The sequence below is a fragment of the Fibrobacter sp. UWB16 genome (genome assembly GCF_900215325.1).
Taxonomy (GTDB): domain Bacteria; phylum Fibrobacterota; class Fibrobacteria; order Fibrobacterales; family Fibrobacteraceae; genus Fibrobacter.
This window is the reverse complement of the sequence record NZ_OCMS01000002.1, coordinates 351759-369720: the sequence shown is the minus strand read 5'-3', so window position 1 is coordinate 369720 and position 17962 is coordinate 351759. Positions and strand designations below refer to the sequence as shown.

Annotated in this window: 8 protein-coding genes and 2 tRNA genes; 3 read left to right on the top strand and 7 right to left on the bottom strand. The window is 45.4% G+C overall.

The features are described 5' to 3' along the window. The first annotated feature begins 67 nt into the window (after positions 1 to 67). The 3 genes from CRN95_RS06950 (at position 68) to CRN95_RS06940 (ending at position 3504) form a co-directional block, all read left to right on the top strand. Positions 68 to 1618 carry a nodulation protein NfeD gene (locus tag CRN95_RS06950; protein ID WP_097020760.1) on the top strand — a complete coding sequence of 517 codons (1551 nt, stop codon included), beginning with the start codon at positions 68 to 70 and terminating at the stop codon, positions 1616 to 1618. Positions 1619 to 1679: 61 nt separating this feature from the next. Next, positions 1680 to 2654: a flotillin-like protein FloA gene (gene floA / locus CRN95_RS06945; RefSeq protein ID WP_088629324.1), complete on the top strand. Its 975-nt coding sequence runs from the start codon at positions 1680 to 1682 to the stop codon at positions 2652 to 2654. 22 nt (positions 2655 to 2676) lie between these two features. Further along, positions 2677 to 3504, top strand: coding sequence for a hypothetical protein (locus CRN95_RS06940; protein ID WP_088629325.1), 828 nt, complete (start codon positions 2677 to 2679; stop codon positions 3502 to 3504). Positions 3505 to 3712: 208 nt separating this feature from the next. Here the strand turns inward: CRN95_RS06940 and CRN95_RS06935 are convergent. The 7 genes from CRN95_RS06935 to CRN95_RS06905 all read right to left on the bottom strand — a co-directional run bounded on the left by CRN95_RS06935 (position 3713) and on the right by CRN95_RS06905 (position 17715). Next, positions 3713 to 3785 (bottom strand) — tRNA-Asn (locus tag CRN95_RS06935). A gap of 131 nt (positions 3786 to 3916) precedes the next feature. Then, a tRNA-Asn gene (locus tag CRN95_RS06930) sits at positions 3917 to 3989 on the bottom strand. A 92-nt stretch (positions 3990 to 4081) separates the two neighbouring features. Next, complete coding sequence (locus tag CRN95_RS06925) at positions 4082 to 4909, bottom strand: deoxyribonuclease IV (protein ID WP_097020468.1); 828 nt, start codon at positions 4907 to 4909, stop codon at positions 4082 to 4084. A gap of 2 nt (positions 4910 to 4911) precedes the next feature. Continuing rightward, entirely contained in the window at positions 4912 to 7194 is a 2283-nt protein-coding gene (locus CRN95_RS06920; protein ID WP_097020467.1) for a hypothetical protein, read from the bottom strand. Next, a complete protein-coding gene (locus tag CRN95_RS06915; protein ID WP_097020466.1) occupies positions 7191 to 8507 on the bottom strand; it encodes a FecR domain-containing protein in 1317 nt (438 codons plus the stop codon). Before CRN95_RS06915 ends, CRN95_RS06920 begins: the two co-directional genes overlap by 4 nt. A 90-nt stretch (positions 8508 to 8597) precedes the next feature. Beyond that, on the bottom strand, positions 8598 to 8924 hold the full coding sequence (locus tag CRN95_RS06910; RefSeq protein WP_088629329.1) for a stress response translation initiation inhibitor YciH: 327 nt from the start codon (positions 8922 to 8924) through the stop codon (positions 8598 to 8600). A gap of 73 nt (positions 8925 to 8997) precedes the next feature. Further along, a complete protein-coding gene (locus tag CRN95_RS06905; RefSeq protein ID WP_097020465.1) occupies positions 8998 to 17715 on the bottom strand; it encodes a cadherin repeat domain-containing protein in 8718 nt (2905 codons plus the stop codon). Between the last annotated feature and the right edge of the window lie 247 nt (positions 17716 to 17962).

Below are 17962 nucleotides of genomic sequence, written 5' to 3'. Positions count from 1 at the left end.
CTGCAAAAACGTGCTTTTTTTCACAAAAATGTGTCCATACGAAAACAAATCTTTATACATTGACGATATGAAAATATTACCGAAATTAATTCTCCTTTTAGCATTTTTAGCCTCATTTACGTTTGCCGACACAACAACTGTGGTCGATACCGCAAAAGCCGAGATTAAAGCCCCTAAAAAGCAGGCCGTTTGGATAAAACTGGAAGGCGACGTCGACCCCGCCATGTACGAATTCTGCGCCCGAGCTATTGGTGAAGCTCTCGAAAAGAAACCGGACTACATCGTCTTTGAAATCAATACGTTTGGCGGTCGCCTCGATGCCGCATTCGACCTCGTCGATACCATCATGGCGGTCAAGGGCCCCGAAACGATTGCTCTTGTGAAAAAGAAGGCTATAAGCGCAGGCTCGCTCATTGCTCTAGCCTGCAAACGCCTCTACATGCTCGAAGCCACAACCATTGGCGACTGCGCCCCGATTGTGCAAGGTGGCGACGGCACTCCGCAAATCGTCGGTGAAAAGATCCAGTCCCCGCTCCGCGCGAAGTTCAGAAACCTCGCCCAGCGCAACAACTACCCAGAGCTCCTCGCCTCCTCGTTTGTGACGCCGGAACTCGAGGTACTCGAACTCACCGCCACACTCGATAAGGACTTGCCGACACAGCGCGACACGACTCTCATTATCGAAGGCAAAAAATTCGCCGTCATGGACAGCACCGAAAAGAAGTTCTGGGGCTCGCCCAAGATTCTCGTGAAAGAAGGCGAACTCTTGACCATGACCGACAAGGAAGCCGAAGAATTCGGCTTTTCTAGAGGCACATTCAAGAGCCGCGAAGACTTTGAAACAAAGCTTGCTATCGAACGCAAAAGCGAAGTCGAGACGAACACCGGCGAGAAAATTGCAAGCGCCATCGCCGCCATCTCTGGCATTCTCCTGATTCTCGGATTCGGAGCCCTCTATATTGAATTCAAGACGCCTGGATTCGGGATGTTCGGCATTATCGGCATTATCCTTATCGGCATCGTATTCTTCGGACAGTTCGCACCGCAGCTCGACGGCTACATCCCGGCCATCCTGCTTGTCGCGGGCGTGATCCTGTTCTTAGTCGAGATATTCGTCATGCCGGGCACGTTCCTGTTTGGCATTGGCGGCATCGCCTGCATGATTATCGCACTTATCATGAGCTTTGACACAGCAAACATCCCGGAATACGTCCCTGAAGCCGTCGAAACGACATTCGATGCAACCCCATGGCTATTTGGGCTATTCTTTGTTCTCGGGAGTGCAGCAATTGCACTCATCATCCCGATTGCCGCAAGCAAGTACCTGATTCCGCTTTTACCCGAAGGCTGGACTCCGATGCTCAAGACCGACATGGAAACAGCCGTTTCCCCGACCGAAGCTGTGCAAGAAGTCGCCATCGGCACTGTCGGAACCGCCAAAACGTTCCTTCGCCCTGTAGGCCAAGCAAGCTTTACCATGCCGGACGGAAGCACCAAGCTTTTTGACGTGCAGACTCACGGAGAAATCATCGAGGCCGGCGAAAACGTCAAGATAGAAGCAATACAGGAAGGTCATATATGGGTTTCTCGTGTCATCCCCGCTCGGTGGCGGGCATGACAAGAAAAAACAGGCATGACAAAAAATTTAAAACAAAAACAACTAACTTGGAGAAAAACAAATGGATACACTTCTTACCGTTGGCATTATCATTGCCGCCATCGTCGTCATCATCGTTCTCGCCTTTATCGGCAAGTTCTTTAGCCTCTGGCTCCAGGCCTTGTTCTCCAAGGCAAACGTGAGCATCTTCCAGCTCATCGGTATGCGCCTCCGTAAAGTGCCGCCGCAGGTCATCGTGGAAGCCCGAATCCTCAGCTGCAAGGCAGGTCTTCCGGTCGATACAAACTTGCTCGAAGCCCACTACCTTTCCCGCGGTAACGTGCTCCGCGTGATCCAGGCACTCATCGCCGCCAACAAGGCAAACATCAAGCTCGACTTCAAGGAAGCAGCCGCAATCGACCTTGCCGGCCGTAACGTGCTCGAAGCCGTGCAGATGTCCGTGAACCCGAAGGTCATTGAAACTCCGAAGGTTTCCGCAGTTGCTCTCGATGGTATCCAGCTCCACGCCATTACCCGTATCACCGTGCGCGCCAGCATCCAGAAGCTCGTCGGTGGTGCCGGCGAAGAAACGGTCGTCGCCCGCGTTGGCGAAGGCATCGTGTCCTCCATCGGTTCTGCACAAAGCCACAAGGAAGTGCTCGAAAACCCAAACATGATTTCCAAGAAGGTGCTCGCCTCCGGCCTTGACGCAGGTACAGCATTCGAAATCCTCTCCATCGACATTGCTGATGTGGACGTGGGCCAGAACATCGGTGCTATCCTTGAAACCGACCGTGCCGAAGCCGACAAGAAGATTGCTCAGGCAAAGGCCGAAGAACGCCGCGCCATGGCATTCGCCGCCGAACAAGAAATGAAGGCAAAGGTGATGGAAATGAAGGCAAAGCTCGTCGAAGCCGAAGCCCAGATCCCGATGGCTATGGCAACCGCCCTCCGCGACGGAAAGCTCGGCGTGATGGACTACTACAACCTCAAGAACATCGAAGCCGACACGCAGATGCGTAAAGAAATCGGTTCTGCACCGGAAGCAAGCAAGTAATTTGACCAGAAGGGTCTAGCCCATGGAATCATTACTCATATTCATTGCGATTTTCGTCATCGACGCGCTTATCAAAAGAGCTAATGCTAAGAAAAAAGCCCTTGAAGAGAAGCAACTCCACGAAGATTCCGATGAAACCGAAAACGAGGAATTCGACGAAAGCGAGGAACCCTCTCTTGAGCAGTCGCCTTCTGCAAATCGAAAACTGCAAGAGTACATCAAGCAGTTCGAAGAAGCACAGCGCGAAGCCGCACAAGGGACGATGGAATCGCCCATGCCGCCGCCCATTCCCGAGAACTACCATCGCCTGGGCGACCAGGTGACCATGCGTGAAGTCGCCGAGGATATCGTACAGCAAGGCATCGTCGATATCGACTACCTCAAGATCGAATTCGAAGTGTCCGAAGCTCGCGCTATCGAGCTCATCCACGAGCTTCAGCAACACCGCATTATCGGCCACGATATGGGAGATGGCGCATACGACGTTCTCGTGCAAGACATCGACGAACTCAACAACTTGCTAGCGCACGAGCAGAAAGCGGAAGTTTTTGCCCAAGCATCAACAACCACACCCAAGCCAAGCGCATCAACGGCAGCAAGCGATAAGCAGAACCAGCTGAAAATCCTCGAGGAACGCGCCCGCAAGGCCCGTGAAGAGGCTGCAGAAGCTGCACGCCGAAGCGACATCGAAAACGGCTATTCAGTTGATCCTAGCGAGATTGCAGACCCGATCAACAAGCGCACTGTTGTGCGCTCGATAAGCAGGGAAAGTGTCCGACGCGGATTCATCTGGGGCAAGATTATCGATGAGCCCCGCTTCAAAAAGCGCTGGACAGCCCTAAGCAGGTAATTCGCGCGATTTGCCAATGCGCAATCTGCTAAACGCGCAATCAGCCCAAATCTTAAAATTCATCCCGGACGGTTCCACCGCCCGGGATTTTTGCAACTAATGCGGGAGATGGCGGACCATGCTTCGACGATGCTCAGCACAGGAGTCCGCCATGATGTTTTTAAACAAAAAACACAAAACCCCCGATCTTCCGATCGAGGGTTTTGAGCTGCTTCACTTGGACTCGAACCAAGGACAACGCGATTAACAGTCGCGGGCTCTACCAACTGAGCTATGAAGCATCGACGGGTCCAAATATAGACGTTTTCTATTCTTTTGTCAAGGGGATTGCGCGCATTTTTCGCTTTTATTCATTTTTCGTTATCTTGCACAAAAACACAAAACCCCCGATCTTTCGATCGAGGGTTTTGAGCTGCTTCACTTGGACTCGAACCAAGGACAACGCGATTAACAGTCGCGGGCTCTACCAACTGAGCTATGAAGCATCGACGGGTCCAAATATAGATGTTTTTTATTCTTTTGTCAAGGCATTAAGGCTAAAAATTTTCTTTTTTTTGCGATAGACGTTGAACCATTATTAGCGTTCCCGGCTACGCATCAAAGCAATTTCTGCGGCATAGCCAGGCAGCTCGTTCGGAGTCTCCAAATAGAACGGAAGCCCCTTCAACGCCGGATGATTCACGACATTCACAAGCGCTTCAAGCCCGATATTTCCGCCACCAATGACTTCATGACGGTCCTTATGGCTACCCATCGGATTCTTGCTGTCGTTCAAGTGAATCGCGCATAAGCGCTTCAGCCCTATCACCTTGTCAAATTCTTCAAGCACATCATCCAGGTGATTCACGATATCGTAACCGCCATCGAAAACGTGGCATGTATCCAAGCAGACGCCAAGCTTTTCAGCGAGTTCTACGCAGTCTATAATCGCACGCAATTCCTCAAAAGTACGGCCAACTTCGCTACCCTTCCCCGCCATCGTCTCCAACAGCACCTTCGTCTTGAGATCCTTATGCAAAATGCAGTTCAGATGCTGCGCAATGAGTTCAATTCCGACCTCAACACCTTGCTTTACGTGACTGCCCGGATGAAAGTTATACATCGCACGAGGAAAATGGTCCATGCGGAACAAGTCATCTTTCATCACGTCCTGTGCATATTGCCTCAACGACGGATCCGCAGCACAAGCATTGAGCGTGTAAGGCGCATGAGCCAAAATCGGGGCAAAGTCATGCGCATCCATAAACGTATTCAAAGCTTCGGCATCGGCCTTGTCAAAAGGCTTTGCGGTACCGCCACGCGGATTACGCGTAAAGAACTGGAATGTATCAGCACCAATGGAAAGGGCGGTCTCGCCCATCGCCAAGAAGCCACCCGAAGAGGACAAATGACAACCGATATGCATAACTAGAAATCGTAATTGACGGAAACACTGCCGTAAATGTCTCTGTAATCTTCAGAAGCATTATCCGGACGATAGTTAAAGAAAGCACCAAGCGTGCATTCCGTGCTAAGCTTTTCGGTCAACTGGAATTTTGCTCCCGCCGAGAGATCCAAATCCATTTCCATTTCGTCCACATCCTGACCATTTTCTTCACGACTCATGAAGTTCTGACGGATGCTACCATGCAACATCAAGTCAAGGAAACCTGGCTTCAACTTAATCGTTGCATTGTCCATGAGATTCCATTCAAATTCGCTCATTTCATTGCGATTATAAATTCGGAATCTCGGCGTCACAGAAACCGTATTGCGCACACGGTCAAGCGTTGTCGTCAAGGAAATCGGATAGCGGGCATCAAAGTAATCGCCACCGTGGAAATAATATCCAAGGATCCCATAAGTTTCATCAGAGAAATCAAAACCATCCAACAGGTCATCCTGATTGAACTTGGACAAATCCGTACGGTACGTCCATACACCTCCGACCTTCAGTACATTCTTGGGGAATCTAAACGTAGCCGCAAGTTCAATGGTGTGCTTCAGCAAACGTTCTTCGAACTGAGTTGCGAGATACGGTTTGTCTTGCAGGGCTGCATACTTAGCCCATCGCGCAGAGTCAATCTTGATCGTATCGTCATCGGATATCACATCAACCGTCGGCTTTCCTTTTTGCACATCAAACCAGGAATCAGAATAAATTCCCGAGGATGCAAAATAATTGCCATGCAATCTCTGAGGTGTACTGCGAGTGCGGTAGTTGAGAGCATAGCGGGCAACAACCTCGATAGAATCACGTACCTTAAACGTATTCTTCAAATTAAAGTCGTGAATATAAAGCGTTCTCGAAGCATCCTGTTCATGCTTTTTCAACCAGTCCTCATCGGCGCCCGGCAAAAGCCCAAGTTCAGAACCTTCGGCAAAACCAAATACGTTATATGTATCGTCTTCACCCGATGCATTTTCGATATTCAATTCATACCCAAAATTCAACTTCCAGAAATCTTGAATATCCCGTTCTATTTTAGCGCCAAACTGACGAGAATTCTGCAAAAGGTCCGGAGAACCAGCGCTGTAATAATCACGACCGACAAAGCGGAAATAAGCATCAACATTCGTCGATTTATGCTTCCAGTTGTAAGAGCCGGACAACGCAAGATTCTGCGCAGACCATTCCGTCGGATCATCACTCTTTTCATCGCGATATTTTTTAAGGGCGCTCTGAGCATCTTTCAACACGCGCTTGAGTTCACTTCGCATATCATCTACACTCATATCCATATTGTCGCCAAAGATGAGTTCCAGTTCATCGCGACTCATATAGTTTACAAGTGAAGAATTGTTCATCAGGCGGCGCAACTGCGCAAAGCGAGACACGTCAAGTCCAGCCTCCTCAAAAACGGAATTCACAGCACGGTGAGCAACAACATTCACCGTATCTGCACCACCAAAGCCGAGCTGCACATTATACGTGCCACGACCACCAAGGACCTTGCCATTCACTTCGCCAAAGAACGTCTTCGATGAGAACATGGGATTCGAGAGATTGACGTTTCTCGAAATTCCATCTCGAAAATACGGCTCTTCCAGATAATCCTTACTGCCGATAAAACCTACAGTAGCATCAAAATTTTCGGAAGCATTCCAAAGAACCTTACCGCCAATCAGCATCTTTTGAGCTTCGACTTCATCAAGACCAATGTACCTGTTGTACTGGTCCGGGTCTTTTTCTCCAGGCAATTTTGGAGCGCGATTTTCGCCACCAAAAACGCTAAAGACAAGTAACGGATCAACGGACTTGTTCAAATTCAAATTAAAATCATAGCTAGCGCCAAAGACATCAACGCCAGCTAAATACAAATCACCTTTGGAAACATAAAAGTCGCCCAAAATCAACTTTTGCAAGCGATCTTCATACGAAATTTGAACAAACTTTGGATCAAAGTAATTCCACTTGTCATGGGATACATCCATCGTAAATTCAATCTTCTGCCCCATCGGGGATTCCATCTGCACAAACGCATTCCAGGCTCCAAAAACACCGGGCACCTGGAAATAGTTTTTGTACTTCTTGCCTGGCAAAATAGAATCCTTGCCATTCACAAAAACTTCATTGGAATCATTCTTTTCCGTCACGACGGAATGAAAACCAAACTCAGCACCGACAGAACCATTTACAGTCCACGACGAATCCTGAGCCAAAGCAGGAATTACAGCAACAGTAGCTAGAGCAAGTCCCCTAAAAATCATTTGCCCACCTCATAGACCTTGGTCGTCTTGACAGCAAAACCACTCTTATGGATGACTTCAATATCAAAGCGGTTCTTGTGATTACGCTTCAATTCCACCGGAATCTGGTAATCCAGGTTCTGGATTTGCGATAAACGTTCCTGCAAAATAACCTTGCCATCCTGACGGACAGTAACTTTATTCAAGAAACTCGGATCGTATTCCGGCACTCGAATCTGGAAATGCAAAGTCTGCATAATGACGTCTTCTGCTCCCGGAGGTGCTGGCGGGATCGGCAAAAACTCATACTTTTTGCCAAAAACCTTGACAGAGAAAGGCTTCATAGGATAGCAGCCCAAAGTCTTTTTCACGCTATTGCGGCCGGCATCGTTTTCTACAACAAATTCATATTCATGAACTCCGCTACGAAGTGCAAGGCGCTTCGGCATGTTGCGCTTTACGCTGACCTCAGAAATCGGAGTTCCGTCCATCACGGCAGACACACGGACTTCAGTCCCTTTCTGAACGTCTGATACCGTAACGTTTGCTACACAGCGCAAAGAATCATAAGAGGAATACTTTATTTGCGGCACCTTCAACGCAGCGTCCTCGACCTCTGTAGCAGGAGTCTGAGCAGAAGCCTTTGCCGCAAGCAATTCCTGATAAGCAGAATCGGCAGAAATAGCGGCGGCCTTCAGATCTTCCAAAGACAACGTCGAATCCGCAATAAGTTCATTCAGGATTTTTGCAAAATTAATATCTCCCGAGGACTTGAGTTTCAATACAGCAAACTGCCCTTTGCCAATTACAGTTTCACCATCGCTGATAACAAGAGAATCCCCTGTAAGCGTGTCACTCACCCACAAAAAACCATTCTTAAGACCGGCAAACATAGTCGTCTGGTTACCGCCAATAGCTCCATTCGTACCACGAATCGAAGCGGCTGCCGTTCCAGTAGAGAAATGTACCCTGTTTTTCTTTTCGACATTAAAACCCATATATCCCTTTTGGATATTGGTTTTAATCTTGAAAAAGCCATCTTCATCTTGCTCCACAAGGGTATCGATACGGACAGTGGAATTTTCCTCAATCGTGAGAATGCTCTTGTCACCATTCAACTGCAATTCAATGGAGCCCTCATTACTCGTTCTAAAGCAATCTTTGCTATCAATTTTGCCACTAGCCGACTTCCACTTGGCATCGTCATCACAGCTACCTTTACTCTTTTCTGCAACCGGTATAACAGTTCGAGTGGTCCCAACCTTTGCAGCAGAAACACTCACCGGAACAACCATTGCAAGTAGCAAACAAGACAAAGACAGATGCTTAAACATAAGACCTCTCTATTTATTTTTCTTACAAGAAATTTACTTTTTTTGCAAAAAATTTGTGAAGAAGTTTTATAGAAGATGACACAAAACACATTACCCGCCAGCAAGCTTGACGGTATAGCCTTTTTTTTCTAGTTCAGCCTTTAACACATTTCGCTTATCGCCCTGGATTTCAATATTGAAATCCTTGACGGAACCGCCAACACCGCACTTTTGCTTCAACGCACGGGCCAAATCCTTAAGTTCATCTTCGTCTACGGGGATGCCAGAAACAACACTCGCCATCTTACCGCCCCCAAGTCGTTTCAGGGTTATTCGTACGATTCCATCGCCCTGCGGTCGGCTCGCCTTGGGCTTTTCTTCTTTAATCCGGCCGACGCCACTAGCAAATACTAAAGTAGAACGTTCTTCGATACCCATGTAATAACCTCTTTTTTGTACAAAAATAGAAATCCCGGTCGATGGACCGGGATTTGAATCTAAGCTTTACGCCTTACTTTTTCTTCTTTGAAGAAGATCCTTTTTTAGAATCCTTCTTAGAAGAAGAGGACTTTTCGTTTCCGCGAACCACCGGGCGTCTGTAACCGAAGCGCTTCATCATTTCGTCGCTAGACTTCAGCACATCGCCAATCTTGGCATTTCCATCCACCGGCGGAACTACGCAGCGAAGCTTGGAACGAAGTTCAACTTCAGTCTTTACGATGTACGGACCCGTACCGTAGAGACGTCCATCAGCATCCCTCAATTCGCCATTCATATCCGGCTTCATTTCGAAGAAGAACTTCACGAGACCAGACTTGTCCACATAATCAGGGTCATTGATCTTGTAATCGAAGCTGTACTTGTCAACGAACTGACCGCCAGTCGTGTAGAACCACAGCGTGACGTGAGCCTTTGTGGAGTAGAGGTTAGCCTTGCTATAGTCATTGTGGTTCTTTTCCAATTCCGTCTGGAATTCCGTAGAGCAGTACTTTTCAACATACTTTTCTACAGAGACCTTGTTAGGACTATTGTCTGCATCGACACCATCCAAAGGCACCATATTACCGTTGATGATGATATCATCCAAAGTGGAGAGACCACCAACAGCGCTGACAAGCGGCAACTTCATCTTGATATCGATCGTCGGACCGAGATGTCCATCGTAACCAGGATACGGTTCATCACCCGAGCCCTTCTTGTTATCATCGCTAAAGCCCTTAATAACTTCCATTTCCTTCTGGGTACTCGGATTCAAGATGCTAACAGCGAATGTCTGATCCTTTTCAGGCGGGTTAATGTCATAGTACTTGTTCACCGAGTCAATCGAGACAAGAACCATCGGCTTTTCGAGTTCGATATCGACATCCTTAGCCTTCTTCATCAAGACGCTAACTTCAGTAACGGTTTCATTACCGGCCTTATCGCGATAAATACGCTTAATGGTATTCATACCCTTGTTAAGGCTCTGGAAATTCAAGGTATCCTGAGTAACGCAATTGTCTTCGTCGCCATCGTAGGCAATGCACCAGTCAACATCGACGTAGTTTGCGTAAACCACAGCATCCTTCTTCGGAGATCTGATAATAACCTTCGGAGCAATCCTGTCGAGCACCATGAACACGGACTTTTCAGCAGAGTTGCCATACTTGTTGGTATAGGTGTAGGTCACGAGATAGCCTCTGTCACCTTCTTCGTTAGCAACAATCTTGCCCTTTTCGTCAACGACGTAAGAGACAGTGGTCTTATTGCCTTCGACACCCTGAGCATCGTAAGTCACGGTAAATGCACCGACACCAGTTTTCAAGTCAACAGCGCTATTGTCCTTAGAATCCTTGCTAGAAGAGCTCTTCGGAGTATCAAACATCAAGTTGCCTTCGGAGTCACCGTACAAGATATTGCCTGTTTCGGCATCGGCCTTGTAAGAAACAGTAACTTCCTTGCCCTTAACTTCGATAACGGTAGACACTTCAATGACTTCAATGGTCTTCTTCTTACCATTTTCGTCATAAACAGTAGTCTTGACAATATCGCCATCTTCGTCAACGAGGTAAGAAACCGTTACCGTATCGCCATCGACAACCTTGTCGTAAGAGATCTTGGTCTTATCGCCAATCGGGGTTTCATAAACATCAGTCTTCGGATTCTTTTCAAGTGCAATTTCGGACTTGGATACATCCACCATATTCTTTATAGTCTTATCCGATATGGCAACCGTATCCAGCTTAACCTCAACAGTGCTCTTGGAGTTCTTGATTCCAGATGCAGAATCCTGCACAGAAACCTGGACGTCCTTAGACTTGCTGTTCACATAAATTGTAGAGTCCTTCTTATCGACCTTTTCGACAATCGTATAGATATTGTCAGCTTCGACCGTCGTCTTCTTGGCACCGATATCGACAATCGGGGCAGCTGTGCTATAGCACACGACAACCGTATCAGAACCAGCGAGATCCTTACTCGGGTCCTTATATGTCTTAACAATTTCGTGGCAGCCTTCACTCTTCAGAGTATCGATACTAGACTTCGTCTTGCCTTCCTGCTTCCATTCCACCGAGACGAGATCCTTATTCGTAAAGATTGTATCCTTAGGAGTCGGCTTGATATAAACAGACTTGCCAGTTTCAACACGAGTAATCTCGACTTCGGCTTTTTCAACAACGTTGCCAACCTTAATCGTCACATCCGTAGTGTCATTGAATTCACCGTCAGTGACATAGACCTTGACAACATAGGACTTTTCTTTTTCATAATCGAGTTCGCTCTTCAAGACAATATCACCATTCGGCTTGATTTCGAACTTATCATTTTCTTCAACAGGATAGAACTTCAAGTCATTGAACTTCGGATTCTTCGTATCCGGATCGTCAGCCTTGACCGGGCCCTTCTTGGTTCCAGGCTTGGAATCTTCCGGGAACGTGAATTCCTGCGGCTTAATCTTCGGAGCTTCATTCAAGTCATTGACTTTGATGACGATTTCCTTTTCAGAAGACATGCCATCCATATCCGTAACACTCACCAAGATCGTAAACTTCTGAGTCTTTTCATAGTCAATCTTGGCATCCGGAAGAACCTTGATTTCACCGGTCGAATACACAGACACATACGGATTATCTTCAGCAAGAGCGAACAGGAATTCAGTATCGCCATCCGGGTCAACAGCTTCAAGAACTCCGATAGGCGTTCCACCTTCAGAATTTTCATCGACATCAAATTCCGTACTCGTGATTTCCGGGAATTCCGGCATATCCTTAAGCGTAATAGAAACCGTTGTCGAAGTAGTCAACTTCGGATACTTCTTGGAATCCTTATCGGACAGGGAAATTTCCAATTCGAACGTATGACGCTTTTCAGTTTCATAGTCAAAGTCGCGTTTTGCCTTGATCTTGCCATCTTCGGTAATCGTAAACAGATCCGTATCGCCGCCAATAGCTTTAAACACGTTATTTGTGAATGCCTTAGATGTGTCAATGTCATCAGAAAGGAGCTTGCCAATAACATAATTTTCACCCTTGTTTTCGTAGAACGAAAGCGAAGGCGTGCTCGAAATAACCGGCATTTCGTTCACATCAACAATGTTGATGGTCTTTGCAACATAGTCCGTCAACTGATCTCCGTCCATGACAAAGACCTTAACCTTATGAGTATGAGCGATTGTTTCGTAATTCAGTCTATCACCATTCTTTACGATGAGGCAAAGCTTATACTTGGAGCCATCCTTCTTGAGCTTAGCATCGAAAAGACGATCAGCATCTGTTTCACCAACGTCAGTCACGTAAGGAACGAGAGTTGCCACCTGGCCTTCATCTTCATCCTCGACATCGTAGCATGCAATTTCCTTACCGGTCGGCGAATTCTTGTCGATCGTATTTTCTTCGACATCATAGCCTTCTTCGTCATCATCGTGAATCACAGGAGGATCCGGATCATTGATGAGGTTGATGGTCACGAGAGTCGATGCTTCGTAATTCTTAAAATCAGTTCTACCAATCTTTTTACCATAGGCTTCACCGTTATCTGTAGCCGTAGCCCAAACCTGGTATAGCTTCTTCTTTTCATAATTCAAGGAACCAGCCGTAAGGGTAATCTTGCCAGAGCCGTCAATCGTAAAGGAAGCCTTATCTCCCGATTTATCAACATAATCAGAAAGTGCATAAGAAAGCTTGGTCCAGGCGTCTTCATCATCGGCAACAACAGAGCCAACAAACTCACCTTTTTTAGCAGATTCGTGAATTTCAAAGACATATTCCTTCTGTTCATATGTCGGAGCATCGTTCACGTCATTGATCAAAATGGTCAATTCAGCTGTATCGGTCAAGTCCTTATTGGCGCCATCTGTAGCAACAACACGAACAAGATATTCACTCTGCTTTTCGTAGTTCAAGGAATTATCTGCAGCCACCGTGATGACACCGTTATTATCAATGACAAATGCAGTGTAATCATCAGGAGCAATTTCACTTTCAATAAGCTTATACGTCGGAGTCTTGCAAGGACGCTTGTTCTTGCAGTCGTCATCGCTAGCAACGATTTCACCGACCTTCGTACCCTTCTTGGAGTTTTCGTCTACATCCATTGCTGGAGGAGGATCAGGGAATACAGGACCTTCAGGGGCATCCAAAATATTGACTGTTACCGGAACAGAAGCAGTATACTCCTTATCAGTAACAATGACAGTAAACTTGTAGACCGGCTTTGTTTCATGATCAAGTTCAGACGTCTTAATAATAGAGATTTCACCAGTGCTTACATCAACATCAAACGGAGCGGCATCATCACCTTCAAGTGAGAAATACTTCGTTCCAAACTTCGGATTGTAAATATCCGGATCTTTAGCTTCGGCTACACCAATCGCAGTCGGCTTTGTAGTACTTTCGCTAATTTCAAATGCGTAAGAATCTTCTGTAAATGCAGGTTCCTCGTTCACGTCATTAACGCGAATCACAGTCTGCTTGCTAACAGGATTTTTACCTCTGCTATCTTTTATGGTCAAAGTGACTTCAAAGTCTGCATTCTTTTCGACTTCATCATACAGCTTTTCATAGTCGATGTCCTTCTTGACCTGGATAGCAAATGTACTTTCGTTATCCTTCGTTTTACCCACCTGGACAACTTCAAAGAGACTTGCTGCAGTAGCATTATCTTCTATAGTAATCGTCAAGGCATCAACATCGGCATCGTCATCATCAAAGACCACGATTTTATCGTCGAGCTGAGTTTTTAACGGAACCATTTCATTGACTTCATAAAGACTAGACAGAACTCTGAATTCAGAAGGTTCGTTTTCATCCGTGACATTGACAGTCACCGTAGCATACGTTGTCAAAGGCGGATTGTTCTTATCCAAGGAACGGTCAGAAATCTTGACTTCAAACTGATATTTTTTCTTTTCTTTATAGCGAAGCTTTGCTCCATTCTTGAGAGTGATTACGCCCGTATTAGGATTGATATCGAACGGAAGGTCTTCGTCATCAACAATAGAATAACTCAACTTATTGAATCCAGACGGATGTGTTCCGTTTTTGCAAGGCTTTGTTACAGAGCAGGAGTCCGGGTCAGTAGCCCAAAGAGAACCCACCTTGCCTAAGCTTTCAAGAGTTTCAGGAACCGTAAATGTCTGATTTTTTGAAACAGGCTTTTCATTGACATCCATCACAACAATTGTTCTGGTAATATCGAGTGTACCCTTGGATCCCGTAACCTTCAGTTTCACCAAGAATTTATTTTTATCCTTTTCATAGCTCAAAGCTTCGTAATTGAGCTTTGTCACATCATCAATGGAAATCGTTCCATCATCAAAATCAACAAAGAAAATTCCCTTGATATCATCACTGGTACCATCAGCAAGCTGATAGGATTGAATGTCACCAATATCATTAAACTGTTGTTTCATCACAGGATCTGTAATCTTATCAGCGGAGAACGGAACAGAAGCGCTCGCATCATTTTCGTTAATGCCATCTTCGCCTTCAGCAATCAAGTTGATTGTAGGTTCTTCAACGTCTTCGATTACAACAGTCACCTTAGCATCATCGGAGAAGGTTCCATCAGAAATCGTGACATAGAATTCATATGATTTCTGACCTTCTTCGTAATCAAATTCAGCATCATTGGCTGTCTTGATAAATCCCTGACTGTCAACAGTAAACTTTTTAGCGTCCTTTGCATTTTTCGTATTATTGGCATTTGCAGAAGACATCTTATAGGTAAACTTTCTGAAGGCCGGATTGTATTTATCCTTATCGTTACCCACAACCTGACCATACTTATCATTTTTGCAAGAACCGTCAGTATCATACCCAGTTGCACACACATAAGAAGCACCCGGAGAATGTTCCTGCAGGTAGAAAGTACCACCCGTAGCTGTCAACGATTCATTGACGTCTCTAATGGTAATATTTGTTGTCTTAGAAACAGAATGGCCCTTCGTATCCGTGACTTTAATGGTAGCAACATAAGTTGCATTACCGGTACTCGTTTTATAGAGTTCTTCGTAATCAAGCAAAGCCTTATTATTTACCACAATAGCGACAGTTCTTTCGCCTGTGGAGCTATTGACACTCTTTTGAGTAAGGGTAAACAAATCTTTCAAAGACTTATTAGTCAAAGTCTTATTCGTATTGGCAGCACCAGTCAACGCACCAGAAATCTCATACGTCAGCGTTTCATAAGAGCCAGAAATCTTATCGGCATCGGTAACCTTAAATGTACCCAAAGTGGTACCCTTGTCCGAATTTTCGTCAATATAATAGTTCTTATCAACTATTGGCGGCGGAGGCGGTTCGTTGACATCGGTCAAGTTCACAGTGATATTAGCGGATGCAGAAAATTCACCATCCGTGACAGTCACCTTGAAAGTCCAAGTCGGCTTTGTTTCATAATCAAGCTGACTACCATCCGTAATAACAAGTTCGTTCGTTCCATCCTTGAACTTAAACGGCACATTGGTTGGGGCTGTGTAAGTCAAAGGATCCCCATCAGGGTCACTAGCGGTGGTCACTTTACCGACACTTTCGCCATTCGGCCAATCACTTCCATCAGACTTCTTTTCTGGTTTCGTAAAGGTCTGAGCAGAAATCGTCGGAGCATCATTTTCGTTCTTGATATTGACTACAATTATGAACTGCTTAGATTCCTTTGTGCCACCACCTGTAACGGTTTCCGTTTCCGTTGCAGCGTTATCTGAAATTTTAGCATAAACGACATATTTCTTCTTTGTCGCATAATTCAACGTAACACCAGAATTGACCTTGAGCGTTGCATTCTGGTCACCATCCTTAACAATGGTGAAAGCCTTTTTAAAGGCATCATAATCAGAGCCAGAAACGTTCACCAAATTGTAGGTATACGTATCAACGTTTCTTTCATTGTTAACATCGCCGACGGTAATCTTGCCACTAGCAAGATCGCCCTTTTCCATTACCGTAAAAACAACTTCATTGCTGTTATTAGTCGAAACTGTCGGGGCATCGTTAACAGGAACAACATTAATAGTAGCCGTGTACGGATCAGGTCCAGAGGTATTAGTGCCAGTACCATCGCCAACAACTTTATAACCAAACGTGGCATACTTATTGCCAAATTCATCAGCTTTTGGCGTATACTCAAGTTTGCCAAGATCACCTACAGCAATTTTCTGATCTCTTGTAACAGCCTTACCGTCCAAAGTCAAAGTACCTGCCGTCGGGAGACTTGTAATAATAACAGCAGCAAAGGACTGAGTTGCATGCTGGAATTTAAATTCATTTTTAGAGTCATTCTTCGAGAACGTGTACTTGCTATCTTCATTGACTTTAATAACAAGTTGACTAGAAACAGAAGGAGCAACATCCTTACTTACGATAAAGATTTTGTAACCCTTGCCATCTTCATAATCACTTGATGTTTTGGCACCCTGGATATTTTTGAGCTGGAACCAAAGAGCTTCATCTTCTTCTACGAGACCATCAAGTAAGGGCTTGATTCCAATACCTTTAGCCTTTGTTTCACCAACCGGGATTTCGCCCTTTCCGACTTCACCCTTATTGCATATCGGGAACTTGTGCGAGGCGTCTGCAGCACCAACATCCTGATAGCCAGCATAAGTGTTCTGGACACCGCTAGCAGACTGGAATTCAAAGCAATAATCAAAAGTCACTTTTTCTGTAGCCGGTTCATCGCCATTCAACACAATGTCGAGATCATACCATTTGTCATTTTCCGTAATCTTCTTTGAATTGTTACCAACAACAAGTTCCGGAACTTTGTTAAACGGCTTAAAAGTAAACTTTTTTGCTTCGATTTCATTACCAATAATGATTTTATTTGCAATAAACTGTCCAGCAACCGTCATATTGCAGCGCATTTCAATGGTACCATTACTGACCAAGGTACCCATCATGTCCGCATTATCCGTATTCACAAAAGTAATATCGCCATTAACATAAATCAGCAAATTACCTTCGTACTCATTAGCCTTAAGATCACCCTTGCTCGGATAACGAACAACAATCTGGGGATGAGTATTCATGTTCAAGCTTTTCGTAAAAATACGAGTCGTGCGTCCATCATCTGGCATGGAAACAACAAGACGGCCATCATTTTCAAAATTAATGGCTTCATAGTAGATATCACACGTTCCTGTTCCCGAGCACATCGAATTGACATCGATTGTGTACCTTTTACTATTGGGCACGGTAATGGCGGAACGCCATGTAATACTACCCGTCAAGGTCGGCACCTTGATTGCAGAACGATAATCAGGAACCTTAGCTGGACTACAATTTCCAGTCGTATTGTCTAAACGACAGCTTAGAACGCCATCACGAACAATAGCAGCATTAGAGCCGTTTGTACGAATCGGGCCTGTCAAAATTTCAAAGTTCTGTCCTTTATTAGTAATGTTTCCACCGACAACAACAGGGCCATCAAGCCAACCGCCATCACCAACTGAGGAAAGGGTTTTATTAGTACCCACAGCACCAAGGGAGTCTAACAAAGGAAAGTTAGCTGGATAAGTCATGACTCCAGTTTCTTTGTTAAAGTAATTTGGATTATAGAAACCAGGTCTATTGCCCAGTTCGATACCATTGGTACCCCAAAGCTTATACTGAGTCAGGTAGTTCCAGTTGTTGACATCCGTTTTTGTGTCCCCAAATGTCATTGGGGCAACAGCTGTTTCTGCAGCCATTGACGAAACAGCGCCAAACAGAACTAAAGCTGCAGCTTTAAGACTTAATTTGCCAAACCACATAATAACCTTATGCTCCTTTTGCTACGACAAATTTCACTCCAGAAATTTGTCACAGTTTCCTTCCCAAATCATCCAAACACTTTTCTAATGAAATATAGTAACGGCTCAATCTAAAGAAATGTGAAATCTTGTAAAATTGTAAGATTTAAGTATCATTTTCGCCGATTTTCAGGAGTTGATTTACGGAATCTGTATCATGCGTATTATATGAGCTATGGAAGGTCACTGGATCCTTCCGCCTTCGGCG

Excerpts from the sequence above, each read along its gene's own strand:
- CRN95_RS06950 (WP_097020760.1), top strand. The coding sequence starts at position 68 with ATGAAAATATTACCGAAATTAATTCTCCTTTTAGCATTTTTAGCCTCA.
- floA (WP_088629324.1), top strand. The coding sequence starts at position 1,680 with ATGGATACACTTCTTACCGTTGGCATTATCATTGCCGCCATCGTCGTC.
- CRN95_RS06940 (WP_088629325.1), top strand. The coding sequence starts at position 2,677 with ATGGAATCATTACTCATATTCATTGCGATTTTCGTCATCGACGCGCTT.
- CRN95_RS06925 (WP_097020468.1), bottom strand. The coding sequence starts at position 4,909 with ATGCATATCGGTTGTCATTTGTCCTCTTCGGGTGGCTTCTTGGCGATG.
- CRN95_RS06920 (WP_097020467.1), bottom strand. The coding sequence starts at position 7,194 with ATGATTTTTAGGGGACTTGCTCTAGCTACTGTTGCTGTAATTCCTGCT.
- CRN95_RS06915 (WP_097020466.1), bottom strand. The coding sequence starts at position 8,507 with ATGTTTAAGCATCTGTCTTTGTCTTGTTTGCTACTTGCAATGGTTGTT.
- CRN95_RS06910 (WP_088629329.1), bottom strand. The coding sequence starts at position 8,924 with ATGGGTATCGAAGAACGTTCTACTTTAGTATTTGCTAGTGGCGTCGGC.
- CRN95_RS06905 (WP_097020465.1), bottom strand. The coding sequence starts at position 17,715 with ATGTGGTTTGGCAAATTAAGTCTTAAAGCTGCAGCTTTAGTTCTGTTT.